Here is a 24,679-nt window from a genome sequence, read left to right on the forward strand (position 1 = left end):
GTGCCCCGCTTCAGCGTCATCGTGCCCGTCTTCCGGGTGCAGGGCTTTCTGCGTGAGTGCCTCGACTCGGTCCTGGAGCAGTCCTACCGGGACATCGAGGTCATCGCCGTGGACGACCGCTCGCCGGACGGCTGCGGCGCGATCCTCGACGAGTACGCGGCGGGCGACGAGCGCGTCCGGGTGCTGCACCTGCCGGAGAACGTCGGTCTCGGCCGCGCCCGCAACGCCGGGATGCCCCACGCCACGGGCGACTTCCTGTTCTTCCTCGACAGCGACGACACCCTCACCCCGGGCGCGCTGCGCGCGATGGCCGACCGGCTGGCGGAGAGCGCCGACCCGGACGTGCTGGTCTTCGACTACGCCCGCACCCACTGGTGGGGCGGCACCCGCCGCAACGTCCTGGCCCACCTGCTCGCCCAGGCCGCCGAGGGCACCTTCACGGCCGCCGAACGCCCCGAGATCCTCGACCTGTTGATGGTGGTGTGGAACAAGGTCTACCGCCGTGACTTCGTCGAGCGGGAGGGCTTCACCTTCCCGCCGGGCTACTACGAGGACACACCCTGGACGTTCCCGGTGATGCTCAGCGCGGAGCGGATCGCCACGCTCGACCGGATCTGCCTGAACTACCGCCAGCGCCGCCAGGGCAACATCCTGTCCACCACCAGCCGCAAGCACTTCGACATCCACGACCAGTACGAGCGGGTCTTCGCGTTCCTCGACTCCCGCCCCGCTCTCGCGAGCTGGCGCCCCTACCTGCACACCAAGATGGGCGAGCACTGTCTGGACATCCTCTCCAAGCCGGACCGGCTGCCCTCGTCCGACAAGGGCGAGTTCTTCCGCCGTACGGCCGAGCTGTTCCGCGAGCACAAGCCGGCCGGTGCCGTGGTCCCGCCCGAACTGCGGGTGTTGGAGGGCGGTTACGCGGCGTACCGGGTCAAGCGGCAGGCGGGGCGGGCGGGCCGGGAGCTCGGGCGGCGCGCCGGGCAGGTACGCGGGGCGGCGGCGGTACGGGCGGCGCGCGGACGGTCCGTGGTGGCGGCCCACCGCCCGCTGGACCCGGACCTCGTCCTGTACGCGGCCTCCTCGCACCGGGGTGTCCTCGGCGACCCGGCCGCGATCCACCGCAAGGCACGGGAGATCGCGCCCCGGCTGCGCGGGGTGTGGGTGGTGCGGGACGAGGAGGAGGCGGCGACGGCGGGCCTGCTGCCGCCGGACGTCGAGCACGTGGTCCTCAACTCGCCGCGCCACCACCGGCTGGCCGCGCGGGCCATGTACTTCGTCAACGACGTCAACTGGCCCGGCGGCCTGCCCAAGCGTCCGGGCAGTGTCCACATCCACACCCACCGGGGCACCCCGCTCAAGTACATGGGCGCCGACCTGCTGGACAAGCCCGGTGCCCGGCTCGGCCTCGACGTGCCGCAGCTGCTGCGCCGCGCCGACCGCTGGGACTACAGCCTGGTCGCCAACCGGCACTCCGAGCTGGTGTGGGAGCGGGCGTACCCGTGCCACTTCACCTCGCTGCGGACGGGCAGCCCGCGCAACGACGTCCTGGTCGGCGGCGGAGGCGAGCGCGGGGCCGCCTTCCGGCTCCGGCACGGCATCCCGGCCGGCCACACGGTCGTGCTGTACGCCCCGACCCGCCGCGACTACCGCCGGGGCGGCCATGTCGACCGGTTCGACCTGGCCCGGTTCGCCGAGGACCTGGGCGAGGGGCACACCCTCGTCGTCCGGCTCCACCCCGGCCTCGCCGCCGGTCCCGCGCGCGGCCTCGGCCTGGCCGAGCTGCACCGGCGCGGGGTCCTGGTCGACGCGACCGGCGAACCGCACGTCGAGGACGTGCTGCTGGCCGCCGACCTCCTGGTCACCGACTACTCGTCCCTGATGTTCGACTACGCCCTGCTGAACCGGCCGATCGTCGTCCACGCCGACGACTGGGGCGCGTACGCGGCGAGCCGGGGCGTCTACTTCGACCTCGCCGCCGAGCCCCCGGGCCATGTCTCGCGCTCCTACCGGGAACTGGCCTGGCTGCTGGCCTCCGGGACCTGGCGGGACGAGGAGTCGGCGCGACTGCGGGCCGTCTTCCGGGACCGGTTCGGCGAGTACGACGACGGCCACGCCGCCGAACGCGTCGTACGGACCGTGCTGCTCGGGGAGGACGGGTGGGTGCCCGGGCCTCCGACGGCCGAGGAGCCGCCGGCGATGCCCAGCGCCGACCGCGACCTGCTGACCTCCTCGTGAGGCCGCGCACCTGGGTGCTGGTCCTGGCCGCGGTGTTCGCCGTGCTCCAGCTCGCGAACATCGCCGGCCGGGACACCCCCGACACCAAGAACTACCTGTCGTACGCCCTGAGTCTGCGCGGTGACGGCAAGCGGGAGGCGGCCGCCGTCACCATCGACTACGCCTGCGCGGGCCGGGCGTCGATCGCGCGCCGCAACCAGAGCGTCGACGTGATCCGCTTCCGCGCGCCGAGCCCCACCCGGCGGGTCGAGGAGTCGTGCCGGGCGGCGGAGTGGCGGGGGGTGGAGGCGCGGCTGCGGGCCGGGCAGACCGGTGGGCACACGGTGCCGTTCATGCCGGAACGGTTCATGCGGATCTTCGAGGTGCGGCCCGGGTATCCGGCGTTCCTGGTGCCGTTCCTGACCGTGTTCGGGATGAAGTGGGGGGTGTGGGCGGCCGGGGTGGTGATCACGGTCGCGGGCGGGGTCCTGGTGTATCTGATCCTGCGCACGCTGTCCGTGCCGGTGCCCCTCGCGCTGACCGGCCAGGCGCTGTACTACGTGCTGCCGTGCGGGACGACCGCCATGCGGCCGATGACGGAGGGGCTGCTGCTGGCGGCGACGCTGGTCGCGGTGTGGGGCTGCGCGCTGGTGCTGCACGCGCACCGGCTCCGGTCCGGGCTCGCGCTGATCGGCGGCTCACTGCTGGCGCTGTTCTCGGTGAAGCACTCGCAGGCGCTGTTCCTCGGCCTGTGCCTGGCCGGGGCGGGCGCCGTGCTGCTCGCCCGGCGGCGGGGCGGGCGCGGGGTGGGGGCGATCGTCGCGGTGGGTCTGGCCGGTGCGCTCGGGACGGTGCTGCTGGCCCGGGCGCTGCGCTATCCGTCGGAGTCGGAGAGCCTCCAGGACCTGCTCACCGGGCACTTCACCCGTCCCGACCGGACGCGTCCCTGGCGGGAGTTCCTGCACCTGGAGTTCACCTTCTGGGTGGAGTGGCTGCGCCGCCAGCTCTGGGAGCCGCTGTTCGTCGCGGCGCTCGCGGCCGGGGCGTGGGGCGCGCTGCGCCGGCCCGTCTTCGGCGCCTTCCTGGTCGCGGCGGCGGGCACGGGGATCCTCACCCAGGCCGCGCATCCGGACATCACCATCTGGGGCGGGCGGCTGATCGTGCTGGCGTGGCTGCTGCCGGTCGTGGGGGTGCCGCTGCTGCTGGAGCGGGTCGCACGGGAGCGGGTCCTCCTGCCGGCCCAGGGACCCCCCGATCGGGCTCACTCGTTGAGGTGATGGAGGTCATGCCGTTGACCCCATCGGGAACATACGGCAGATGTCCCAAACGCTCCTCGTCCGGCGGACCCTGCGCGGTGCGACCGCCCTCCGCGGCGGTCGCCCGTGGCGCCCCACTCCCTACCAGGTCTTCGGGTTCCTGTTCTGGCTCGTGATGACGCTGGCCTACTGGCGGGTGCCGCTGTGCTGCGACGCCGGTCAGCACGCGGCGGTCGTCGAACGCCTCAAGAGCCATCTGCTGCGGCCGCGCCACCCGATGGCCGACCTGCCGGGCGCGGGCAGCCCGTACTACTCGCCCTACGCCCTCGCGCAGGGCGCGTTCGCCCGGCTGACCGGGCTGGGCGGCTGGGAGGTGGTGAAGCTCGCCGGTCCGCTGAACCTGCTCGTCCTGCTGACCGGCCTCGGCCGCTTCGTCCGCGTGCTGACGCCCCGGCAGTGGGCGCCGGTGCTCGCGCTGGCCGCGATGACACTGCTGTGGGGGACCGACCGGGCCTGGTGGAGCGGGTATCTCGGGCTGATGTCGATGACGGGGAACCTGGGGTATCCGTCGGCGTTCGCGATCGGGCTGACGTTCTGGGCGTGGGCCCTGACGGGGGCGCGGGCACGCGGTGGTGCGCGGGGGCTTGCCGGGCAGGTGGGGCTGGGCGCGCTGTACGGGCTGATTCTGCTGGTGCACCCGATCACGTCGGTGGCGGCGGTGCTGGGGGCGGTGGCCCTGGTCGCGGGGTGGCGGCGGAGGTGGTCCGCGGCCGCCGTCGGGCGCTGGGCGGCCACGGGGGCCGCGGCCCTGCTGGTGGCGGTCTGCTGGCCGTACTTCGACGTGTTCGCGCTGGCCGGGAACGGCAGCGTGGACGCGATGCACCGGACGCTGTACCTGAACCTCGGGGGGCACTTCGGGCTGGCGCTGCTGCTGGGGCTGCCGGCGCTGTGGCTGCGGACGCGGCGGAGGCCGGATCCCGACTCCGGTTCCGGCTCGGGCTCCGGCCCCGGCTCTTGGCGGGATCCGCTGGTGCTGATGTTCGCGCTCGACTGTCTGGTCGTGGCGTACGGCTGGGTCAGCGGGCACTACACGTACGGCCGGATCCTCGGGCTGACGCTGGTGCCGTTGCAGTTCGCGCTCGCCGTGGAGCTGGCGGCTCCGCGGCCGTGGCCCACCTGGCGGAAGGCGCTCGCGGGGGCCGCGGCGGTCGGGGCCTGCGCGGGGTTCCTGACCGTGCAGGCGGGCGCGGTCGTGCCGCGCTCACTGGACCCGGTCGGCTTCGCGCAGCCGCCGCGCTGGCCGACGTACGAGTGGGCAGCGCGGCACATCGGGCCCGGCGAGGTCGTGATCACCGACGGCTACTACGCCGTCCACGCCATCGCGGGGTACGGCCCGAACCTCGCCGCCCCGGCCTGGCCCGACTCGGCCCTCGACGAACGGGAGCGGCTGCGGCGGGTCGCCGACGTCCGCGCCTATCTCGCCCCGACGTCGACCCGCGCCGAGCGCACCGCCGTCGCCCGCCGCCATCAGGTGCGGTGGCTGCTGCTGACACGCTGGCACCCGGTGCCCGAGGAGGCGGTCGTGGTGGCGTGGAGCGAGCGGACGGGAGAGGTGCTGGCGCGGGTCGGGTGAGACCGCGGCGGTGTGGACAGCGGTGTGGTTACTCGACGACGAGGTCGACCTCGATGTTGCCACGGGTGGCGTTGGAGTAGGGGCAGACCTGGTGGGCCTGGTCGACCAGCTTGCGGCCGGTCGTCGCGTCCACGGAGTCCGGCAGCTCGACGCGGAGGGTGACCTTGAGGCCGAAGCCCTCGCCCTGCTTGCCTATGCCGACCTCGGCGGTGACTGCGGCGTCGCTGACGTCGACCTTGGCCTGGCGGCCGACGAGACCGAGGGCGCTGCCGAAGCAGGCGGCGTAACCGGCGGCGAAGAGCTGCTCCGGGTTGGTGCCCTGGCCGTTGCCGCCCAGCTCCGCCGGCGGCGCGAGAGCGACGTCGATCTTGCCGTCGTTCGTGTAGGCGCGGCCGTCCCGGCCGTGGGTGGCGGTGGCGACAGCGGTGTAGAGCGCGTCCATGGGAGAACCATCCCTCTCGGAGATCACGTGGTGGGGTCCGGCGGCCCGTTCCGGCCGCCCTCACGACGACAAGTAGAGCACACAATTCAATTGCGCACAACTAAATGGCCCGCTGGGGTTATCCTGGAGGCATGACCCCGACGCCGACACCGGCGGCAGCCTCAGCCGAGTGGCTCCGCCTGGACTCCCAGATCTGCTTCTCCCTGCACGCCGCCTCGCGCGCCTTCAACAGCGTCTACCGCGTGGCGCTCAAAGAGCTCGGACTGACCTATCCGCAGTACCTGGTGATGCTGGTGCTGTGGGAGGAGGACGACCTCCCCGTGAAGAAGCTCGGCGAGCGCCTGCGCCTCGACTCGGGCACACTCTCCCCGCTCCTCAAGCGACTTGAGGCGGCCGGTCTCGTACGCCGGGAGCGCAGCGCGCGCGACGAGCGCTCGGTGGAGGTGCGGCTGACCGAGGAGGGCGTGACCCTGCGCGAGCGCGCTCTCCAGGTACCGCGCCGCATCGGCCGGGCCACCGGCCTCGACCCCCGCGAGATCCACGACCTGCGCGACCGCCTCGACCAGCTCACGGCGACCCTGGACGCGGCGGCGCTGGAGGAGACACCGGGGCGCCAGTAGGCCCCCACTTGCTTCCGCCGCACTACGAGTTGTCACGCGTTCACAGTGAGTTATCGCAGTCGCCCCCGTACGCCCCCGTCGCCTGCTTCACTGAGGACACGCACACGCACCACCGAGACGGTCCTACTACGGTCCAACTGACGAGGGGACGGCCGCACATGACCTGGCTGATCACCGGCGGCGCCGGCTACATCGGGGCCCATGTCGTACGGGCGATGACCGAGGCGGGCGAGCGGACGGTGGTGTACGACGACCTCTCCACCGGCATCGCCGCCCGCGTCCCCGAGGACGTACCCCTGGTGGAGGGCTCGACCCTGGACGGCGAGCGCCTGGCGCACACCCTCGCCGACCACGAGGTCACCGGCGTGGTCCACCTGGCGGCGAAGAAGCAGGTGGGCGAGTCGGTGGAACTGCCGCTGCGCTACTACCGGGAGAACGTCGAGGGCCTGCGCGTCCTGCTGGAGGCCGTGACGGAGGCGCGCGTGCCGTCCTTCGTGTTCTCGTCCTCCGCGGCGGTGTACGGCATGCCGGACGTCCCCCTGGTCACCGAGGAGACGCCCTGTGTCCCCATGTCGCCGTACGGCGAGACCAAGCTGGCCGGGGAGTGGCTGGTCAGGGCCACGGGCCGGGCGACGGGCCTGTCCACGGCCTCGCTTCGCTACTTCAACGTGGCGGGCGCCGCGAGCCCCGACCTCGCCGACGTCGGCGTCTTCAACCTCATCCCCATGGTCTTCGAACGGCTCACCGACCAGGCGCCCCCGCGCATCTTCGGCGACGACTACGCCACCGCGGACGGCACCTGCGTCCGCGACTACATCCACGTCGTCGACCTCGCCGAGGCCCATGTCGCCGCGGCGCACGCCCTGCAGTCCTCCCCCGGCCGCGACCTCACCCTCAACATCGGCCGCGGCGAAGGCGTTTCGGTCCGCGAGATGATCGACCGCATCAACGCCCTCACAGGCTACGACCGTCCCCCCACCGTCATGCCCCGCCGCCCGGGCGACCCCTCCCGCGTCGTCGCCTCCGCCGCCCGCGCCGCCACCGAACTCGGCTGGACCGCCAAGCACGACATCGAGGACATGATCAGCTCCGCCTGGGAGGGCTGGGTCCGCCTGCACCCGGAGGCGGCGCGCGCCTGAGAGCGGACGGGCCGCGATCTCACGTCTCCTGCCTCCGGTCCCCCACGACCGGCCGCCACTCCCGGACGGACCGCACCTCGACACCGGGTGTGCGGCGGTAGTAGGGGTCGTCCCGCAGCACCGCCTCCAGGGCCGGCCGGTCCAGGGCGAACACCAGGAGCGCTCCGCTGTCGTCGGCCCAGGGGCCTGCCGTGACGAGGCTTCCCTCGGCGTGCAGGCGGGCCAGGGTCTCGCGGTGGGCCGGGCGGGCGGCGAGGCGTTCGGGAGCGGGCGTGAAGGCGAGTTCCACGACGTGCACGGGGTTCCTCCTACGGCTGACCGGTTCGGTGAAGGGCAACTCCGGCGAGGCTAGGCTCGGCGTCCCGGCCCGGGCTGTATCGCGCGATACAGGCGGGCGCGGGGCCGGGTGAGGGGACGACGAGGGCGGAGGGCGCGGCATGGGCGGGGACGGCTGGCGACGACTGCGGGACGTGCCCCTGTTCACGGCGCTGCCGGACGAGGACCTGAGCGCCCTGTGGAGCGCGTCCGTACCGCGCCGCTACGACCGCGGAGAGACCCTGCGTGTCCAGGGCGCCCCCGCCGATCACCTGCTCGTGCTGCTGGAGGGCCGCACGGCCGCTTCCGCCACGACGGCGGGCGGGCGGGTCGTCGGGTTCGGCACCTGGGCGGCGCCCTGCGCGCTGGACAAGGTGGCGCTGCTCGACGGGGCGGGCCACACGGCGACGTTCACCGCGGTGTCCCCGTGCACCGTACGGGCCGTGCCGCGGGCCCGGTTCACGGCGCTGCTCGACGACTCGGCGGCGGTCCGCGCCCATGTGTTCCGCCTCCTGGCGGCCCAGGCGCGCGCCCAGCAGCACCGGCTGACGGACACGGTCGCGCTGCCGTGCGAGGCCCGCCTGGCCGCCTGGCTCCTGGAGCGGCAGGCCACCGCCGGCGAGGTCGTCCTGCCGGGCGGCCAGCGCGAACTGGCCGACCTCCTGGGCGTCACCCGCGTCACGGTGAACCGCGCCCTGTCCCGGCTCCGCCACGACGGCCTGATCCGCTGGGCCGATCCCGGCCGGGTCCGGATCGTCGCCCCGGAACTACTCGCGCTGCGCGCGGGCGGCGGCTGAAGCGCACCCGCTCGGTGCCGGGGGGCCGCTTCCGACCGCTTCCGCCCCGCGGTTCACAACGCCTTCGCGCTCACAGCGCCTTGAGCGCTCCCGCGGTGGCCCGGGTCAGGGCCTCCAGGTAGCCCTTCGGCAGCTTCGGGCTGCGGATCACCACCGAACGCCAGTACAGGGGGCCCGAGATGAGGTCCAGGGCGAGTTCCTCGTCGAAGCCGCGCCGGATCTCGCCCCGCTGCTCCGCCGCCACCACGATCTTGCTGGCCACGCCCTCCTGGCCCTCCCGCAGGGCCTTCTGAAGGGCCTCGGCGATCTCGGGGTTGCGGGCCGCCTCGGCCTGGAGGTCGGGGATGACCTGCGAGGCCACGGGGTGCCGCAGGGCGCGGGAGGTCACCTCGTACAGCAGCCTGAGGTCGCCCTCCAGGGAGCCCGTGTCCGGCACGGGCAGGCCCATCACCGCGATCGCGGACACCACGTCGAGCACCAGATGCAGCTTGGAGCGCCAGCGGCGGTACACCGCGGTCTTGCCGACGCCCGCGCGGCGCGCGATGCCCTCGATGGACATGCGCGCGTAGCCGACGGCCGCGAGCTCCTCGAAGACGGCCGCCCGAATGGCCTCCGTCACATCCTCCCGGAGCACGGCGGCTCCCGCGGGGGCCCGGCGGCGCGGACGCGTCTGCGGCTCCTCGGCGTTGGTCGTCATGCGCACCAGCATAGGGCGTTGCGACGAAACGGTCCCGTCCCCTCGTAATCCGTCACGACGAAACGGTTGCGTTCCGACGTCCGATCGGCCTACGCTCACGTTGCGACGATACGGTCCCGTCCCGACGTAAGAGAACGTGAAGAGAAGCGTAAGAAAACGCCGGGCGACAGGCCCATCGGCCGCACCGGCACCACGCTTCACCCCCACGCCCCACACCACCCCCCGAGCGAAAGCAGCGGATGTGAGTCAGGTCCTCCACACACCGCCCCCGACGACGGCACCCGCCGCCGACGACGACCTCACGGCCCTCGCCACGCGCCACGGTCTCTCGGTCAGCGGTGCCCGCCCCTCGCTGCCCGAGTACGTCCGCCAGCTGTGGGCGCGGCGCCACTTCATCGCCGCGTTCTCGACGGCCAAGCTCACCGCCCAGTACAGCCAGGCGAAGCTGGGCCAGGTCTGGCAGGTGATGACCCCGCTGTTGAACGCGGCGGTCTACTACTTCATCTTCGGCATCCTGCTCGGCACCAAGAAGGGCGTGCCGGACTACATCCCGTTCCTGGTCACGGGCGTGTTCATCTGGACGTTCACGCAGAGCTCGATCATGGCGGGCACCCGGGCGATCTCCGGCAACCTCGGCCTCGTGCGCGCCCTGCACTTCCCGCGGGCGGCCCTGCCGATCTCCTTCTGCCTCCAGCAGCTCCAGCAGCTGCTGTTCTCGATGGCGGCCCTGGTCGTCATCCTGCTCTGCTTCGGTGTGCCGCTCTCCGCCTCCTGGCTGCTGGCGATCCCGGCCCTGGTGCTCCAGTTCACCTTCAACACCGGCGTCTCGATGATCATGGCCCGGTTCGGGGCGACGACGCCGGACATCGCCCAGCTGATGCCGTTCGTCCTGCGCACGTGGATGTACGTCTCCGGCGTGATGTGGAGCATCGACCACCTGGCCAAGGGCCATCACAGCTGGCCGTCCTGGGTGGTCCCCGTCCTCCAGGCCAACCCGGCGGCCATCTACATCGACCTGATGCGCTACTCCCTGATCGACAGCTTCCACTCCAGCCAACTGCCGCACCACGTGTGGGCGATCGCGATCGGCTGGGCCCTGCTCGCCGGAGTCGGCGGCTTCATCTACTTCTGGAAGGCTGAGGAGACGTACGGCCGTGGCTGACAACGAGAACATCCCCACCGTGGTCGTCGACGGCGTCGACATCGTCTACCGGGTCAACGGCACCGGCGCCGGCAAGGGCTCCGCCACCGCCGCCCTCAACCGCATGCTGCGCCGCAAGCAGACCGAGAAGGCGGCGGGCGTCCGCAAGGTGCACGCCGTGAAGAAGGTGTCCTTCGTCGCGTACAAGGGCGAGGCGATCGGCCTGATCGGCACCAACGGTTCCGGCAAGTCGACCCTGCTGAAGGCGGTCGCGGGCCTGCTCCCGGTGGAGAACGGCCGGATCTACACCCACGGCCAGCCCTCCCTCCTCGGCGTCAACGCGGCCCTGATGAACGACCTCACCGGCGAGCGCAACGTCTACCTCGGCGGCCTCGCCATGGGCATGTCCCGCGAGCAGGTCAGGGACCGTTACGAGGAGATCGTCGACTTCTCCGGCATCAACGAGAAGGGCGACTTCATCACCCTGCCGATGCGCACCTACTCCTCCGGCATGGCGGCCCGCCTCCGCTTCTCCATCGCCGCCGCCAAGGACCACGACGTCCTGCTCATCGACGAGGCCCTCGCCACCGGCGACCGCTCCTTCCAGAAGCGGTCCGAGTCCCGGATCCGTGAGCTGCGCAAGCACGCGGGCACGGTGTTCCTGGTCAGCCACAGCAACAAGTCGATCCGCGACACCTGCGACCGCGTGCTGTGGCTGGAGCGCGGCGAACTGCGCATGGACGGCCCGACCGACGAGGTCCTGGAGGCCTACGAGGCCTTCACCGGCGGCCCGGACAAGGCCAGGCCGAAGGCGGCCTAGCCGAGACCCGGCCCAGCCGAAGCCCGGGCACGCCTGGGCGAGGAAAGGGCGCCCCGAGCCGATCAGGCCCGGGGCGCCCTTCCGTGTCGTACCGCCTACGAATGCGTCCGCAGCAGCGTCCGCATGGTCCGCATCGCCACGGACAGGTTCGCCAGGTCGAACGTCTCCGAGCCCTGGATCTCGTCCAGGGTCGTGCGCGCCCGGCCGAGGATCGCCGCGTTCTTCTCCTCCCAGGCCTTGAAGCGCTGCTCGGGAGTCGAGGTGCCGTTGCCGACGGCGAGCACGTCCGAGGTCAGCGCCGAGTGGGCCGCGTACAGGTCCTCGCGGATGGAGGCGCGGGCCATGGACTGCCAGCGGTCGGCGCGGGGCAGCTCGATGATGCGGTCCATGAGCTGGGTCATGTGCAGCCGGTCGGCGAGGTCGTAGTAGACCTCGGCGACGTCCATCGGGTCCCGGCCCATGCGGTCGCCCACCGAGACGATGTCGAGCGTCGGGAAGGCGGAGGAGAACCCGGCCACACGGGTGGCGAGTTCGACCGGGACCCCGGCGGCGCTCAGCTCGTCGTAGATCTTCTGGTACCACTCCAGGTCCGCGCCCTTGAGCAGCTTCGGCAGCTGCGACCACACCAGCTCGACGCGGTCGCCGAAGAAGTCGACGGTCTCGGCGAGCTGGAGCGGCTGCGGCCGGTTGTTGAGCAGCCAGCGGGTGCCGCGCTCCACCAGCCGGCGCGAGTGCAGCCGGATACGGGTCTGTACGGCGGCCTCGACCCGGTTGTCGAGCTCCTCGACCCCGTCCCACACGACGCCGGAGCGGAAGATCGCCCGGGCCGCGGTCTGCGCCCGCACGATCTCCTCCAGCGAGGCGCCGGTCTCCTCGCGCAGGCGGTGCAGATAGGTCGTACCGCCCGTGTTGACCGTGTCGTTGACCAGGACGGTCGTGGTGATCTCGCGGTGCAGCGGGTGGCCGTCGATGCGCTCGGCGAACTGCTCGCGCAGCGCGGCCGGGAAGTACGTGTGCAGCAGGCCGCGCAGGTACGGGTCGTCGGGCAGCGAGGTGTGCAGCAGTTCCTCGGCGACCGTGATCTTCGTGTACGCCAGCAGGACGGCCGTCTCCGGGCTGGTCAGCCCCTGTCCCGCGCCGAGCCGTTCACGGATCTGGCGGTCGGTGGGCAGGAACTCCAGTGCACGGTCCAGGAGGCCCTCGCGCACCAGGTGACGCAGGTAGCGCTGCTGGGCGTGGAGCATGTCCTTGGACTGGGCGAGGGCGTTGGCGATGGCCGTGTTCTGCGCGTAGTTGTTGCGCAGGACCAGGTGGCCGACCTCGTCGGTCATCTCGGCGAGCAGCTTGTTGCGCTGCTTGACGGTCATGTCGCCGTCCGCGACCAGGCCGTTGAGCAGGATCTTGATGTTCACCTCGTGGTCGGAGGTGTCCACGCCCGCGCTGTTGTCGATGGCATCGGTGTTGATCCTGCCGCCGTGCAGCGCGAACTCGATCCGGCCGAGCTGGGTCAGGCCCAGGTTGCCGCCCTCGCCGACGACCTTGACGCGCAGGTCGGCGCCGTCGACGCGGATCGGGTCGTTGGCCTTGTCGCCGACGTCCGCGTGCGTTTCGGTGCTCGCCTTCACGTACGTCCCGATGCCGCCGTTCCACAGCAGGTCGACCGGTGCCTTGAGGATCGCCTTCATCAGGTCGGCCGGTGTCATCTTGGCGACCTTGCCCTCGATACCGAGGGCCTCACGGATGTGCGCGTTGACCGGGATCGCCTTGGCGGTGCGCGGGAAGACGCCGCCGCCCGCGGAGATGAGGCCGGTGTCGTAGTCGGCCCAGCTGGAGCGGGGCAGTTCGAAGACGCGGCGGCGCTCGGCGTAGGAGGTGGCCGCTTCCGGCTTCGGGTCGATGAAGATGTGCCGGTGGTCGAAGGCGGCGACCAGGCGGATGTGCTCGCTGAGCAGCATGCCGTTGCCGAACACGTCACCGGACATGTCGCCGATGCCGACGACCGTGAAGTCCTCGGCCTGCGTGTTCACGCCCAGCTCCTGGAAGTGCCGCTTGACGGACTCCCAGGCACCGCGGGCGGTGATGCCCATGCCCTTGTGGTCGTAGCCGGCCGAGCCGCCGGAGGCGAAGGCGTCGCCGAGCCAGAAGTTGTACTGCTCGGCCACCCCGTTGGCGATGTCGGAGAAGGTCGCGGTGCCCTTGTCGGCGGCGACCACGAGGTAGGTGTCGTCCTCGTCGTGCCGGACCACGTCGGCGGGCGGGACGACCTCGCCGGCCACCATGTTGTCGGTGATGTCGAGCAGCGCGGAGATGAACGTCTTGTAGCTGGCGACCCCCTCGGCGAGCCAGGCGTCCCGGTCCACGCTCGGGTCGGGCAGCTGCTTGGCGACGAAGCCGCCCTTGGCGCCGACCGGCACGATGACGGTGTTCTTCACCATCTGCGCCTTGACCAGGCCGAGGATCTCGGTCCGGAAGTCCTCACGCCGGTCGGACCAGCGCAGCCCGCCGCGCGCGACCTTCCCGAACCTGAGATGCACGCCCTCGACGCGCGGCGAGTACACCCAGATCTCGTACGCCGGCCGCGGCGCCGGCAGATCGGGGATGGCCTGCGGGTCGAACTTCATGGAGACGTAGTCGTGCGGCTTGCCGCCCGCCGCCTCCTGGAAGAAGTTCGTGCGCAGCGTCGCCTTGATGACGGTGAGGAAGGACCGCAGGATCCGGTCCTCGTCGAGACTCGCGACCTGGTCGAGGGCCGCGTCGACCTCTTCCAGCAGGGCGTCCACGATCTCGTGCCCGGCGCGCTGCCGGTCCGGCGACATCCGCGCCTCGAACAGGGAGACGAGCAGCCGGGTGGTGTGGACGTTGTTGCGGAGGGTGTCCTCCATGTAGTCCTGGCTGAACGTCGAGCCCGCCTGCCGCAGGTACTTCGCGTACGCCCGCAGCACCATCGCCTGACGCCAGTTCAGGCCGGCGCTCAGCACCAGGGCGTTGAACCCGTCGTTCTCCGCCTGACCGGTCCAGGTGGCGGCGAAGGCGTCCTGGAACCGCTCGCGTCCGTCGTCGCCGAGGTAGTCGCCGCTCCCGCTCTTCGGCTGGGGCATGCGCAGCCCGAAGTCGTAGATCCAGGCCACGCTCCGGTCGGAGCAGCGCAGTTCGTACGGCCGCTCGTCCACGACCTCGACGCCGAGCCGGCTGAGGACCGGCAGCACCGCGGACAGGGAGATGGAGTCACCCTTGCGGTAGATCTTGAACCGGCGCTCCTCGGGCGCGGAGCCCACGGGCTCGTACAGGCTGAGCGCGAAGCTCTTCTCCTCGCTGAGCTGTTCGAGGTTCGCGAGGTCGGCGACCGCGGCACGCGGATTGTGGTCGGCCTTGTAGCCCTCGGGAACGGCGTTGCCGTAGCGGCGCAGCAGTTCGGCGGCGCGCTCCTCGCCGAACTCGGCGTTGAGCGCCTCCGCGAAGCCGTCCGCCCAGGACCGCGCGGCCTCCACCAGACGCGCCTCGATGCGGTCCTTGTCGGCGTCGGACAGCTCCGGCAGCTCGGTGCCCTGCGCGACCCGGACGACGAAGTGCAGCCGGGAGAGGATCGACTCGGTGTTCCAGGCGGTGAAGTCGACGCTGGTACCGCCGAGTTCCTCCTTGAGGATGTCGATGATCCGCAGGCGGACGCCGGTGGTGTACCGGTCGCGGGGCAGGTACACGAGGGCCGAGTAGTAGCGGCCGTACTCGTCCTGGCGCAGGTACAGCCGCAGCCGCCTGCGCTCCTGGAGGTACAGGACCGAGGTGACGATGGCCTGCAACTCGTCGGGCGGGGTCTGAAAGAGCTCGTCCCGCGGGTAGGTCTCCAGGATCTGGAGCAGGTCGCGCCCGTCATGGCTGTTGGGCGAGAACCCGGCACGCTCCAGCACCTCGGAGACCTTGCGCCGGATGACGGGCACCCGGCGCACCGACTCGGTGTACGCGGCCGAGGAGAACAGCCCGAGGAAACGCCGCTCGCCCACCACATTGCCGTCGGCGTCGAACTTCTTGACCCCGATGTAGTCGAGGTACGACGGCCGGTGCACGGTGGCCCGGCTGTTGGCCTTGGTCAGCACCAGGAGCTTGTGCTCGCGGGCCTTGGCCCGGGCGTCGGCCGGCAGCCGCTCGAAGGACGGGCTGACGGGGTGGCTCTCGCCGTCGGCGTGGTGCGGGTCGGAGCGCAGGATGCCGAGGCCGGTGCCGGGGACGGCGGCCAGGGAGTCGTCCTGCCGCAGTTGGTACTCGCGGTAGCCGAGGAAGGTGAAGTGGTCGGCGGCCAGCCAGCGCAGCAGCTCGCGGGCCTCCTCGATCTCCTGCTCGCGCAGGTCCGAGGCGATGGGCTCCTTCGGCAGTTCGTCGGCCATGCGCAGGGCCGCGTCCCGCATCTTGTCCCAGTCCTCGACGGCCTCGCGGGCGTCCGACAGGACGCGCAGCAGGTCGGCGGTGATCTGCTTCAGGTCTCCGCGGTCGGTCTCACGGTCGATCTCTACGTGGATCCAGGACTCGGTGTACGCGTCGTGCGGGAGGTCGCCGGCGGCCGGTGCGGTGAGCACCTCGATGAGCTTGCCGGTGACATCGCGCCGGACGACGATCTGGGGGTGGATGACGACGTGGATGCCGCGTCCCTGCCGCGTCAGTTCGTTCGTCACCGAGTCCACGAGGAAGGGCATGTCGTCGGTGACCACCTCGACGACGGAGTGGCTGCACGTCCAGCCGTTCTCCTCGACGGTCGGGGTGTGCACCCGCACGTTGGCCGTACCCTGCGGGCGGGTTTCGGCCAGCCGGTAGTGCGAGAGTGCGGCGCCGAAGACGTCGACCGGTTCGCGGTCGCCGAGGTCCTCCGGGGCGGTGTGCAGGTAGTAGCGCTGGAGGAACGCGAGCACGGTCTCGCTGTCCGGGGTGCCGGATGTGCTCGCGTCCGTCGTCCCGGTCGGTAGGTGCCCCCCGACCGGGCTGTTCTCAGCTACCCGGGCGGCCCTCTCGAGCAGCTCGGCCTTGGCTTCGTCCAGCTTGGTCTGCATTGTCCTCTGGCTCCTGTCGCGCGCCGTTGCGTGACGTAGAAGGAAGTACGGTCTCTTCCCCTGCGGCTCGACGCCACGGCCCGGGGTCTCCGGTCTGGTCCGACGCTATGCCGCAAGATGAGATGAGCGGTGAAATATGAGCCACTTTTGAGCTGCCCGGGGAGTGTGACGCTACTCTCTGCGGCGCCCGTCCCCAGGTGGCGTGTGGCGTCCTGGGAGCCGTGGCGGCCCCCTCCCGCCCGCGAAGACCAGCGACCGCCGCCCGGCCACGGAGGTGTTCCGTGCTTTCCGGGCGCGGGGCGGGGGCAGCAGTGCCCCCGCGAGCTATCGCGCTGATCACGCCACCAGGCTATCGCTCCTTACAGGGGCCCCGTCATGAGCCGGATGTGTACAAAACCAGGGGTGGAACTTCGACACTTTGCACAAGTCCCCCGCCTCCGTCCGCCGACAGCGCTCTCCGTCCGTCCCCGGCCCGCCTCCCCTCCGCACCCGCCTTCGCGCGCCCCCTTGGCAAGTCGGCGCCCCGGATGCACGTTGCCGACATGACCGCGAAAATCCTCATCGTCACCGGCGACGCAGCAGAGTCGCTGGAGGTCCTGTACCCCTACCAGCGCCTCCGCGAGGAGGGCTACGACGTCCATATCGCCGCCCCCGCCCGCAAGAAGCTCCGGTTCGTGGTCCACGACTTCGAACCCGGCTTCGACACCTACACCGAGAAACCCGGCTACTCCTGGCCCGCCGATCTGGCCTTCGCCGAGGTCGATCCCGGCCAGTACGCCGCTCTCGTCATCCCCGGCGGCCGCGCTCCCGAGTACCTGCGCAACGACCCCGAACTCCGCAAGATCCTCAAGTCCTTCTTCGACTCCGACAAACCCGTCGCCCAGATCTGCCACGGCCCGCTGCTCACCGCCGCGGTCGACGGCCTCCGCGGCCGCCGCGTCACGGCGTACCCCGCTCTGGAACTGGACATGCAGGCCGCCGGCGCCACCTTCCAGGACGCCGAGACCGTCGTGGACGGCACCCTCGTCTCCGCCCGGGCCTGGCCGGACCACTCCCGCTGGATGCGGGAGTTCCTGACGGTGCTGCGGGCGAAGGCACCGGTGACGTGACGTGACGGACGGGGCGGCGGGCGGTCGCCGCATGCCCGCACGTCTCCAGGCCCCCAGGCCAGACGCCTTACGCCGCCAGCCGCTGCGCCTCCACCACGGCCTCCTCCAGCGAGTCCACGACCGGCACCCCCACCGCTTCCAGGCTCACCCGACTGTGCGACCCCCCGGTGTACAGGACGGCCCGAGCCCCCACGTGCAGAGCCGCCACCGCGTCATCCGCGGCGTCCCCGATCACCACCGTACGAGTGGGATCCACGTCGGCGAGCGCCGCGAGATGCCGCACCATGTGCTCCGCCTTGCTTCCCCCGGACGGCCCGGTCCGCCCGTCGACGCGTATGAAGTGCGCCTCGATCCCGAACCCGCGCACCAGCGGCACGAGTTCGTCATGGACGTACATGCTGAGGAGGGACTGGCTGCCACCCGCCGACCGCCACCCCGCGAGCAGCTCCGCCACTCCCGCCGTGAGCCCGCACCCCACCCGATGCTCGGCGTAGTACCGGTGGAAGGTCTCGTCCATGACCAACCACTCGGCCTCGGTGGGCAACCGACCCATCAGCCGCTCGTAGAACTTCGGCACCGGCACGCAGTACAGCGCCCGGTACTGCTCCATCGTGATCGGCGCCAGCCCCAACTCCGCGAACGCCGCGTTCGTCGCCCCGATGATCGCGTCATTGTCATGGAACAGCGTGCCGTTCCAGTCCCAGACAATGTGCGCGTCGCTCTGCTTCCCCATGACAAAAACGGTACCCGCCACCACTGACAATCAAGAGACCCGGAGGTCGGAGCAGAGGCCGGAGAGGGAGAGAGGGGAAGGAGCCCGGCGGCCGCCGCCGCGGGCGGAGGTTCAGTCCCCCAGCCCCACCAGGTTCGGAATCTCCTGCGTCGCGAACCACAGCAGTTCGTGGTCCTCGGCCCCGTCCACCACGAACTGCGCGTCGTCGTCCCCGCTGTCCGCCGCCCCGAGCGCCTCGGCCGCCGCGGTCACGTCCGCCTCCGCGTCATCCGCGTCGACGTGCACGGCCGCCGCCTTGCCCAGCGGTACGGCCCCGGCGATCCGCACCTCACCGAGCGCCGCTGAATCCAGTGCCCGGTCGGGGTCGGCGGTCGCCGTACCGTCGGGCACGTCCACGGCGACGACGACCCGGCGTCGAGCCGCCCCCGGATCCAACGCCACCAGCCGCAGCGAGGCCAGCGCGGCCCGGTTCAGCGCCGCGTACTCCAGTTCCTCGATGTCGTCGGAGAGGTACCACTCGCGCAACGCGGGCGTGACCGCGTAGGCGGTGGTCGGCCCGCTCCCCAGCTCTCCCGTCTTGTACGCCTCGGCGAGCCCGGGAAGGGTCAGGGGGACGTAGACGCGCATGGCCGGCCGCTTTCGTCGTCGGTTGAGTGGTCGTCGGAGGGACTCCGCACGGGTTCCGGGAGGACGGTCGGCGTCTCCCGAAGACCTTCAGGATACGTGCGTGGCGTCCCCTTTCGAGTCCCTGCCCACGCCCCCTGGACCGTCAACCGGCCGCCGCGAAACTCACCCGCCCCACCCTCGTTCTCGTGGGCTTTTGCCCACCCGGACCACCCTGATAGGTGAACCGGCCGACCGCCCCGACCGGGACCCGAGTCTCCTTGCCGTCGCACCCCGTGACCCCGTACAAGATCCCCAAGCCAGAAGTTACCGCCCGGTACCACCCGGGCCGACCGAACGGGGACCGCCATGACCAAGGTCATGACCAGGGCGAACCACCAGCCGGGCACCCGCCCGCCGAACCGCCGCGACCTCCGCCGCCCGGGCGGTACACCGCCTCGCACGCCGGGTGGCGGTCCCGCCCGCACCACGGCCCCGGGCGGCCGGCCTCCGGGCTCACCGGGCGGCGGAAGGTCCGCCCGCACCAGGCCCGCGGACAGCCGCCCACCGACCCTCACGGCCCCCTCCACCCCGACCGTCCCCGCCCAGGTCCCCCGCAGGCCTATGGTCCCGCAACCCCGCCCCACCGACCGCTTCGCCGATCTCCTCCTCGCGGTCCTCAGCGGCCGCCGCCCCGTCCACTGCATGCTCCGCCACACCGCGGGCCGCGCCTACGACGAACTGGCGTGGCTCGCCGAACGCGGCCCCCTGCGCACCACCCGAGGCACCATGCCCGTCGTACGCGACATCGGCTACGAGGTCACCCGCCCCGGCGCCATCGAGGCGTTCGCCCGTATCGGCGCCGGCGACCAGCTGCGCGCCATGGCCTTCCGGCTGGAACAGGGCCCCGATCTGCGCTGGCGCTGCACAGCGGTGGAACTGGGCGGCCCCCGCAGGCCCCACGCGGACGACGGCTGACCCGGCACAGGTGGCTTGCCCCCCGCCCCCCAACCACACTGCGTCCGGGCACACGCAAGGGCCGGGCCCCCCTCGGGTGACCCGGCCCTTCACTCCGCTACGGCGCCACAGGCGGCCGCACCGTCACATCACTTCCGGCGACTCACTTCTTACGACGCCGACCACCACGGGACTGCTTGCGACGCTCCGCACGCGTGAGGCCGTCGGACTCCGAACGCACCGGCTCGTCCTCGGCGAAGTCGCCCTCGACGACACCGCCTTCACCGTCCACGGTCGGCGCGGAGAAGTGCAGCTCACGCCGCTGCGGCACATCGAGACCCTTCGCGCGGATCTCGGGACGCGCGCCCGCCTGCGCCGGCACCGCGTCCTGCTTGTCGAGCGACGGCTTGGCGTCCTCGACCGGGACCTCCTCGACCTGCTGCTCGACCTGGACCTCCAGGTTGAACAGGTAGCCGACGGACTCCTCCTTGATGCCCTCCATCATGGCGGTGAACATGTCGAAGCCCTCGCGCTGGTACTCCACCAGCGGGTCCTTCTGCGCCATCGCGCGCAGGCCGATGCCCTCCTGGAGGTAGTCCATCTCGTAGAGGTGCTCGCGCCACTTGCGGTCCAGGACCGACAGCACGACCCGGCGCTCCAGCTCACGCATGATCTCGGAGCCGAGCTGCGCCTCACGCTCCGCGTACTGGTCGTGGATGTCGTCCTTGATGGACTCGGAGATGAACTCGGCGGTCAGCCCGGCCCGGTCGCCGGCCGCCTCCTCCAGCTCCTCGACGGTGACCTTCACCGGGTAGAGCTGCTTGAACGCGCCCCACAGCCGGTCGAGGTCCCAGTCCTCCGGGAAGCCCTCGGCGGTCTCCGCACCGACGTAGGCGTCGATGGTGTCGTCCATGAAGTGCTGCACCTGCTCGTGCAGGTCCTCGCCCTTCAGGACACGGCGCCGCTCGCCGTAGATGACCTCGCGCTGGCGGTTGAGGACCTCGTCGTACTTCAGGACGTTCTTACGGGTCTCGAAGTTCTGCTGCTCGACCTGCGACTGGGCGGACGCGATCGCGCGCGTGACCATCTTGTTCTCGATCGGCACGTCGTCCGGGACGTTCGCCATCGACATCACACGCTCGACCATCTGGGCCTTGAACAGGCGCATCAGGTCGTCGCCGAGGGAGAGGTAGAAGCGGGACTCGCCCGGGTCGCCCTGACGGCCGGAACGACCGCGCAGCTGGTTGTCGATACGGCGCGACTCGTGCCGCTCGGTGCCGAGGACGTAGAGGCCGCCGAGGTCCTTGACCTCCTCGAACTCCGTCTTGACCGCCTGCTCGGCGTTCTTCAGGGCGGCGGGCAGGGCCGCGGCCCACTCCTCGATGTGCTCCTCGGGGTCGAGGCCGCGCTGGCGCAGCTCCGCCTCGGCGAGGTCCTCGGGGTTGCCGCCGAGCTTGATGTCCGTACCACGGCCGGCCATGTTCGTCGCCACGGTCACGGCGCCCTTGCGGCCGGCCTGGGCGACGATCGTCGCCTCACGGTCGTGCTGCTTGGCGTTCAGCACCTCGTGCTGGATGCCGCGCTTGGACAACTGCTGCGACAGGTACTCGGACTTCTCGACCGACGTCGTACCGACGAGGATCGGCTGGCCCTTCTCGTGCTTCTCGGCGATGTCGTCGACGACCGCCTCGAACTTCGCGACCTCGGTGCGGTAGATCAGGTCCGACTGGTCCTTGCGGATCATCGGCCGGTTGGTCGGGATCGGCACCACGCCGAGCTTGTAGATCTGGTGGAACTCGGCGGCCTCGGTCATCGCCGTACCGGTCATGCCGCACAGACCGGGCTGTTCCTTGTCGTTGTGGTCGTGGCGCTTGTAGAGGCGGAAGAAGTTCTGGAGGGTGATCGTGGCGAGCGTCTGGTTCTCGTCCTTGATGTCCACCCCTTCCTTCGCCTCGATCGCCTGGTGCATGCCCTCGTTGTAGCGGCGGCCGGCGAGGATACGGCCGGTGTGCTCGTCGACGATCATGACTTCGCCGTCCATGACGACGTAGTCCTTGTCCTTCTTGAAGAGCTCCTTCGCCTTGATGGCGTTGTTCAGGTAGCCCACCAGAGGCGTGTTGACCGACTCGTAGAGGTTGTCGATGCCCAGCCAGTCCTCGACCTTGCTGACACCGGACTCGTGGATGGCGACCGTGCGCTTCTTCTCGTCGACGTCGTAGTCGCCGGTCTCCTCGACGCCCTTGAGCGGGTTGCCGGCCTCGCCCCGCTTCAGGCGGGTGACCAGCTTGGCGAAGTCGCCGTACCACTTGGTGGCCTGGTCGGCCGGACCGGAGATGATCAGCGGCGTACGGGCCTCGTCGACGAGGATGGAGTCGACCTCGTCGACGATGGCGAAGTTGTGGCCGCGCTGGACGAGCTCGTCATGGGACCAGGCCATGTTGTCTCGCAGGTAGTCGAAGCCGAACTCGTTGTTCGTGCCGTAGGTGATGTCGCACGCGTACTGCTCACGACGCTGGGACGGCGTCATGTTCGCGAGGATGCAGCCGACTTCCAGGCCCAGGAACTTGTGGACCCGGCCCATCATCTCGGAGTCGCGCTCGGCCAGGTAGTCGTTCACCGTGATCAGGTGGACGCCCTTGCCGGACAGCGCGTTCAGATACGCGGGCAGGGTGCCGACGAGGGTCTTGCCCTCACCGGTCTTCATCTCGGCGACGTAGCCGAGGTGGAGGGCGGCGCCGCCCATGATCTGCACGTCGTAGTGGCGCTGGCCAAGAACGCGCTTGGCGGCCTCACGGACGGTGGCGAACGCCTCGGGCAGCAGGTCGTCCAGGGTCTCGCCGTCGGCGTAGCGCTGCTTGTACTCCTCGGTGAGGGCGCGCAGCTCGGCGTCGGAGAGGTCGACGAAGTCCTCTTCGATGGAGTTGACCTGGTCCGCGATGCGGTGCAGCTTGCGCAGGATCTTGCCTTCGCCTGCACGCATGATCTTCGAGAGGACGGACACGGGGCTTGGTCTCCTTGCCGGTCGGGCCTGGGACGGTCGGTTGCCATGTGACTCACTGAGCAACGGCCATCGTATGCGAGGACCCCACCGCGCCGGGAGGCCTGCCGGGTAGGCCGACTGTCAGCTCTTTCCATTCTGCTTCACAGGGGACAACGGTCGGGGTACGCGGATGGTGCCGCGACCCGGCCACGAATTGCGCGAATTGTGATCGCCCGCTCACACACGGCGAAAAGATGGCGCGCTCATCGGCCTCCTGAGCAGAATCGGCCGATGGACCCCGTCACGCTCACCACCGGCCGTCTCCTGTTGCGCACGGTCGGCCCGCAGGACACCGACGTCGTGTACGCCGCCGCCCAGGATCCCGAGATCCAGCGCTGGACCACGATCCCGGTCCCGTACCTGCCCGAGCACGCCCGCAGCTTCACGGACCAACTGGTCCCGGAGGGCTGGGCGAACGGCTCGATGCTCACCTGGGGTCTCTTCCTCCCCGAAGGGGAGGAGTTGGTGGGCATGCTCAGCCTCACCATGCGCACCCTGGGCGCGGCCGAGGTCGGTTTCTGGAGCGCCGGGCGACATCGTGGCCGCGGCTACGTCACCGAGGCCGTTCTCGCCGTGGCCCGCTGGGCCTTCACCGACCTCTCGCTCGACCGCGTGGAATGGCGGGCGGAGGTCGGCAACACGGCCTCCCGCGCGGTCGCGGAACGCGCCGGGTTCGTCATCGAGGGCGTCATGCGCTCCGCGATCATCCACCGGGGCGCCCGCCGGGACTGCTGGGTGGGCGCGCTCCTCCCGTCGGACCTCGCGCTGCCGTCGACGGCGCCCTATCTGCCGGCGCCGGTGCAGCCGGCCTAGCCGTCGGCGCGGGCAGGGCGTCACCGCGGGCCGGCCGTCACCGCGCGCATTTCTGGACGAATCAGCAGCTCAGCACCCGTTGTCAGTGCCACCCCCTATCGTGCGGCCCATGACCACCCCGCCTCCGACCATCCAGCTCTCGGCAGACGAGGCCCGCCGCATCGTCCTGCGGGCACAGGGCTTCCTGGGCGCCCCCGACCGCAAGGCCGGCGTCCGCGGCATCCTCCGTCATCTGGGTGCGGTCCAACTCGACACCATCTCGGTCCTCGCCCGCTCCCACGAGCTCATCCCCTACGCCCGCCTGGGAGCCGTGGACCGCAGGACCGTCGAGAAGGCCTACTGGACAGACACACACGCCTTCGAGTACTGGTCCCACGCCGCCTGCATCCTCCCCATCGAGGAATGGCCCCACTTCGCCTTCCGCCGCCGCTCCTACCGCAGCCGCCCGCACTGGAACCACCAGCTCCCGGACGGCGTCTACGACCAGGTCATCAAGCAGCTCCGCGCCGAAGGCCCCCTCACCGCGACGGAGTTGGGCGGCGCGAAGAGGACCAGCGAGTGGTGGGACTGGTCCGGCACGAAGGTCGCCGTCGAGCGCGCCCTGATGTACGGCGAGGTGGTCTGCGTCGAGCGCCGCGGCTGGAAGCGCGTCTACGACCTCGCCGAACGCGCGGTGCCGGACTCCCTCCTGCACGACGACCTGGACGACACCGAGTGCCTGCGCCGCCTGGTCCGCCTGGCCGGCCAGTCCCTGGGCGTCGGTACCCGCGCCGACATCGCCGACTACCACCGCCTCAAGGGCGAGCAGGTCGACGCGGTGATCGCCGACTCGGGCCTGGTCCCGGTCACCGTCGAGGGCTGGGGAAAGCCCGCCTGGGCCGACCCCGCGGCCCTGGAGACACCCCCGCGCGGCCGCCACCGCACGACGCTCCTGTCCCCCTTCGACTCCCTCATCTGGGAGCGCGCCCGCACGGAACGCGTCTTCGGCTTCACCCACCGCCTGGAGGCGTACGTCCCCAAGCCGAAGCGGGTGTACGGCTACTTCGCGATGCCGGTGCTCGCCGGCGGCCACCTCGTCGGACGGGTGGACCCTGCCCGCGAGGGCCGCACCCTGGTCGCCAAGCAGGTCACGCTGGACGGCCCGAAGGCCGTTCCGGCGGTCGCGCAGGCTCTGGTCGAGGCGGCGAGCTGGGTGAACTGCACGGACGTACGCGTGGAAAAGGTGGCGGCCCCGGAACTCCGCGAGGCCCTGGCGCGGGAAGTCACCCGCGCAACGCCCTGACCCCGTCGGGCTCTTACCCGCCCTTACCT

19 protein-coding genes are annotated in these 24,679 nt (G+C 71.1%); 12 read left to right on the top strand and 7 right to left on the bottom strand.

Features of this window, described 5'->3' with window-relative positions:
• The 3 genes from SLINC_RS17810 to SLINC_RS17820 are packed head-to-tail and all read left to right on the top strand — an operon-like array spanning position 1 to position 5,106.
• Entirely contained in the window at positions 1-2,238 is a 2,238-nt protein-coding gene (locus SLINC_RS17810; RefSeq protein WP_067433694.1) for a bifunctional glycosyltransferase/CDP-glycerol:glycerophosphate glycerophosphotransferase, read from the top strand.
• Entirely contained in the window at positions 2,235-3,494 is a 1,260-nt protein-coding gene (locus tag SLINC_RS17815; protein ID WP_067433697.1) for a hypothetical protein, read from the top strand. The genes SLINC_RS17810 and SLINC_RS17815 overlap by 4 nt, the downstream gene beginning before the upstream one ends.
• A 40-nt stretch (positions 3,495-3,534) precedes the next feature.
• Complete coding sequence (locus SLINC_RS17820) at positions 3,535-5,106, top strand: hypothetical protein (RefSeq protein ID WP_067433700.1); 1,572 nt, start codon at positions 3,535-3,537, stop codon at positions 5,104-5,106.
• A gap of 28 nt (positions 5,107-5,134) precedes the next feature.
• Here the strand turns inward: SLINC_RS17820 and SLINC_RS17825 are convergent, their stop codons facing one another.
• Positions 5,135-5,548: an organic hydroperoxide resistance protein gene (locus SLINC_RS17825; RefSeq protein ID WP_067433702.1), complete on the bottom strand. Its 414-nt coding sequence runs from the start codon at positions 5,546-5,548 to the stop codon at positions 5,135-5,137.
• A 131-nt stretch (positions 5,549-5,679) separates the two neighbouring features.
• Here SLINC_RS17825 and SLINC_RS17830 point away from each other — a divergent pair, with 131 nt between their 5' ends.
• Complete coding sequence (locus SLINC_RS17830; protein WP_067433705.1) at positions 5,680-6,168, top strand: MarR family winged helix-turn-helix transcriptional regulator; 489 nt, start codon at positions 5,680-5,682, stop codon at positions 6,166-6,168.
• A gap of 158 nt (positions 6,169-6,326) precedes the next feature.
• On the top strand, positions 6,327-7,307 hold the full coding sequence (galE, locus tag SLINC_RS17835; protein WP_067433708.1) for a UDP-glucose 4-epimerase GalE: 981 nt from the start codon (positions 6,327-6,329) through the stop codon (positions 7,305-7,307).
• Between the two features lie 19 nt (positions 7,308-7,326).
• Here galE and SLINC_RS17840 read toward each other — a convergent pair whose 3' ends face one another.
• Positions 7,327-7,605, bottom strand: a complete 279-nt coding sequence (locus SLINC_RS17840) for a YciI family protein (protein ID WP_067433711.1) — start codon at positions 7,603-7,605, stop codon at positions 7,327-7,329.
• Positions 7,606-7,744: 139 nt separating this feature from the next.
• On the opposite strand from SLINC_RS17840, the gene SLINC_RS17845 reads away from it, so the two are divergent.
• Entirely contained in the window at positions 7,745-8,419 is a 675-nt protein-coding gene (locus SLINC_RS17845) for a Crp/Fnr family transcriptional regulator (RefSeq protein WP_067433714.1), read from the top strand.
• A 70-nt stretch (positions 8,420-8,489) separates the two neighbouring features.
• On the opposite strand, the gene SLINC_RS17850 is transcribed toward SLINC_RS17845, so the two are convergent.
• The gene (locus tag SLINC_RS17850) at positions 8,490-9,128 is read right to left on the bottom strand and encodes a TetR/AcrR family transcriptional regulator (RefSeq protein ID WP_067433717.1); all 639 of its coding nucleotides are present in this window, start codon (positions 9,126-9,128) and stop codon (positions 8,490-8,492) included.
• 229 nt (positions 9,129-9,357) lie between these two features.
• Between SLINC_RS17850 and SLINC_RS17855 the strand changes: the two genes are divergently transcribed.
• Both SLINC_RS17855 and SLINC_RS17860 read left to right on the top strand, forming a co-directional pair.
• Entirely contained in the window at positions 9,358-10,278 is a 921-nt protein-coding gene (locus SLINC_RS17855; RefSeq protein ID WP_067433720.1) for an ABC transporter permease, read from the top strand.
• Positions 10,271-11,077, top strand: a complete 807-nt coding sequence (locus tag SLINC_RS17860; RefSeq protein ID WP_067433723.1) for an ABC transporter ATP-binding protein — start codon at positions 10,271-10,273, stop codon at positions 11,075-11,077. Before SLINC_RS17855 ends, SLINC_RS17860 begins: the two co-directional genes overlap by 8 nt.
• 95 nt (positions 11,078-11,172) lie before the next feature.
• On the opposite strand, the gene SLINC_RS17865 is transcribed toward SLINC_RS17860, so the two are convergent.
• Positions 11,173-16,113 carry an NAD-glutamate dehydrogenase gene (locus SLINC_RS17865; RefSeq protein WP_067433726.1) on the bottom strand — a complete coding sequence of 1,647 codons (4,941 nt, stop codon included), beginning with the start codon at positions 16,111-16,113 and terminating at the stop codon, positions 11,173-11,175.
• A gap of 542 nt (positions 16,114-16,655) precedes the next feature.
• On the opposite strand from SLINC_RS17865, the gene SLINC_RS17870 reads away from it, so the two are divergent.
• Entirely contained in the window at positions 16,656-17,222 is a 567-nt protein-coding gene (locus SLINC_RS17870) for a DJ-1/PfpI family protein (protein WP_067433728.1), read from the top strand.
• A gap of 67 nt (positions 17,223-17,289) precedes the next feature.
• Here the strand turns inward: SLINC_RS17870 and SLINC_RS17875 are convergent, their stop codons facing one another.
• Together SLINC_RS17875 and SLINC_RS17880 are read right to left on the bottom strand one after the other, a co-directional pair.
• Complete coding sequence (locus SLINC_RS17875) at positions 17,290-17,955, bottom strand: HAD family hydrolase (protein WP_067445460.1); 666 nt, start codon at positions 17,953-17,955, stop codon at positions 17,290-17,292.
• 111 nt (positions 17,956-18,066) lie between these two features.
• On the bottom strand, positions 18,067-18,582 hold the full coding sequence (locus tag SLINC_RS17880) for a DUF6912 family protein (protein WP_067433731.1): 516 nt from the start codon (positions 18,580-18,582) through the stop codon (positions 18,067-18,069).
• 345 nt (positions 18,583-18,927) lie between these two features.
• On the opposite strand from SLINC_RS17880, the gene SLINC_RS17885 reads away from it, so the two are divergent.
• The gene (locus SLINC_RS17885) at positions 18,928-19,536 is read left to right on the top strand and encodes an Rv3235 family protein (protein ID WP_067433734.1); all 609 of its coding nucleotides are present in this window, start codon (positions 18,928-18,930) and stop codon (positions 19,534-19,536) included.
• 142 nt (positions 19,537-19,678) lie between these two features.
• Here SLINC_RS17885 and secA read toward each other — a convergent pair whose 3' ends face one another.
• Positions 19,679-22,516 (bottom strand): preprotein translocase subunit SecA, encoded by a 2,838-nt coding sequence (gene secA / locus SLINC_RS17890; protein ID WP_067433738.1) that lies wholly within the window; start codon positions 22,514-22,516, stop codon positions 19,679-19,681.
• Between the two features lie 270 nt (positions 22,517-22,786).
• Here secA and SLINC_RS17895 point away from each other — a divergent pair, with 270 nt between their 5' ends.
• The gene (locus SLINC_RS17895) at positions 22,787-23,368 is read left to right on the top strand and encodes a GNAT family N-acetyltransferase (protein WP_067433741.1); all 582 of its coding nucleotides are present in this window, start codon (positions 22,787-22,789) and stop codon (positions 23,366-23,368) included.
• Positions 23,369-23,477: 109 nt separating this feature from the next.
• Positions 23,478-24,650 (top strand): winged helix-turn-helix domain-containing protein, encoded by a 1,173-nt coding sequence (locus tag SLINC_RS17900; protein WP_067433744.1) that lies wholly within the window; start codon positions 23,478-23,480, stop codon positions 24,648-24,650.
• Positions 24,651-24,679 lie beyond the last annotated feature (29 nt).

This window comes from Streptomyces lincolnensis (assembly GCF_001685355.1).
Taxonomy (GTDB): Bacteria; Actinomycetota; Actinomycetes; order Streptomycetales; family Streptomycetaceae; genus Streptomyces; species Streptomyces lincolnensis.

Excerpts from the sequence above, each read along its gene's own strand:
- SLINC_RS17885 (WP_067433734.1), top strand. The coding sequence starts at position 18,928 with ATGACCAAGGTCATGACCAGGGCGAACCACCAGCCGGGCACCCGCCCG.
- SLINC_RS17900 (WP_067433744.1), top strand. The coding sequence starts at position 23,478 with ATGACCACCCCGCCTCCGACCATCCAGCTCTCGGCAGACGAGGCCCGC.
- SLINC_RS17850 (WP_067433717.1), bottom strand. The coding sequence starts at position 9,128 with ATGCTGGTGCGCATGACGACCAACGCCGAGGAGCCGCAGACGCGTCCG.
- galE (WP_067433708.1), top strand. The coding sequence starts at position 6,327 with ATGACCTGGCTGATCACCGGCGGCGCCGGCTACATCGGGGCCCATGTC.
- SLINC_RS17895 (WP_067433741.1), top strand. The coding sequence starts at position 22,787 with ATGGACCCCGTCACGCTCACCACCGGCCGTCTCCTGTTGCGCACGGTC.
- SLINC_RS17870 (WP_067433728.1), top strand. The coding sequence starts at position 16,656 with ATGACCGCGAAAATCCTCATCGTCACCGGCGACGCAGCAGAGTCGCTG.
- SLINC_RS17875 (WP_067445460.1), bottom strand. The coding sequence starts at position 17,955 with ATGGGGAAGCAGAGCGACGCGCACATTGTCTGGGACTGGAACGGCACG.
- SLINC_RS17830 (WP_067433705.1), top strand. The coding sequence starts at position 5,680 with ATGACCCCGACGCCGACACCGGCGGCAGCCTCAGCCGAGTGGCTCCGC.
- SLINC_RS17845 (WP_067433714.1), top strand. The coding sequence starts at position 7,745 with ATGGGCGGGGACGGCTGGCGACGACTGCGGGACGTGCCCCTGTTCACG.
- SLINC_RS17880 (WP_067433731.1), bottom strand. The coding sequence starts at position 18,582 with ATGCGCGTCTACGTCCCCCTGACCCTTCCCGGGCTCGCCGAGGCGTAC.
- SLINC_RS17825 (WP_067433702.1), bottom strand. The coding sequence starts at position 5,548 with ATGGACGCGCTCTACACCGCTGTCGCCACCGCCACCCACGGCCGGGAC.
- SLINC_RS17820 (WP_067433700.1), top strand. The coding sequence starts at position 3,535 with ATGTCCCAAACGCTCCTCGTCCGGCGGACCCTGCGCGGTGCGACCGCC.
- SLINC_RS17865 (WP_067433726.1), bottom strand. The coding sequence starts at position 16,113 with ATGCAGACCAAGCTGGACGAAGCCAAGGCCGAGCTGCTCGAGAGGGCC.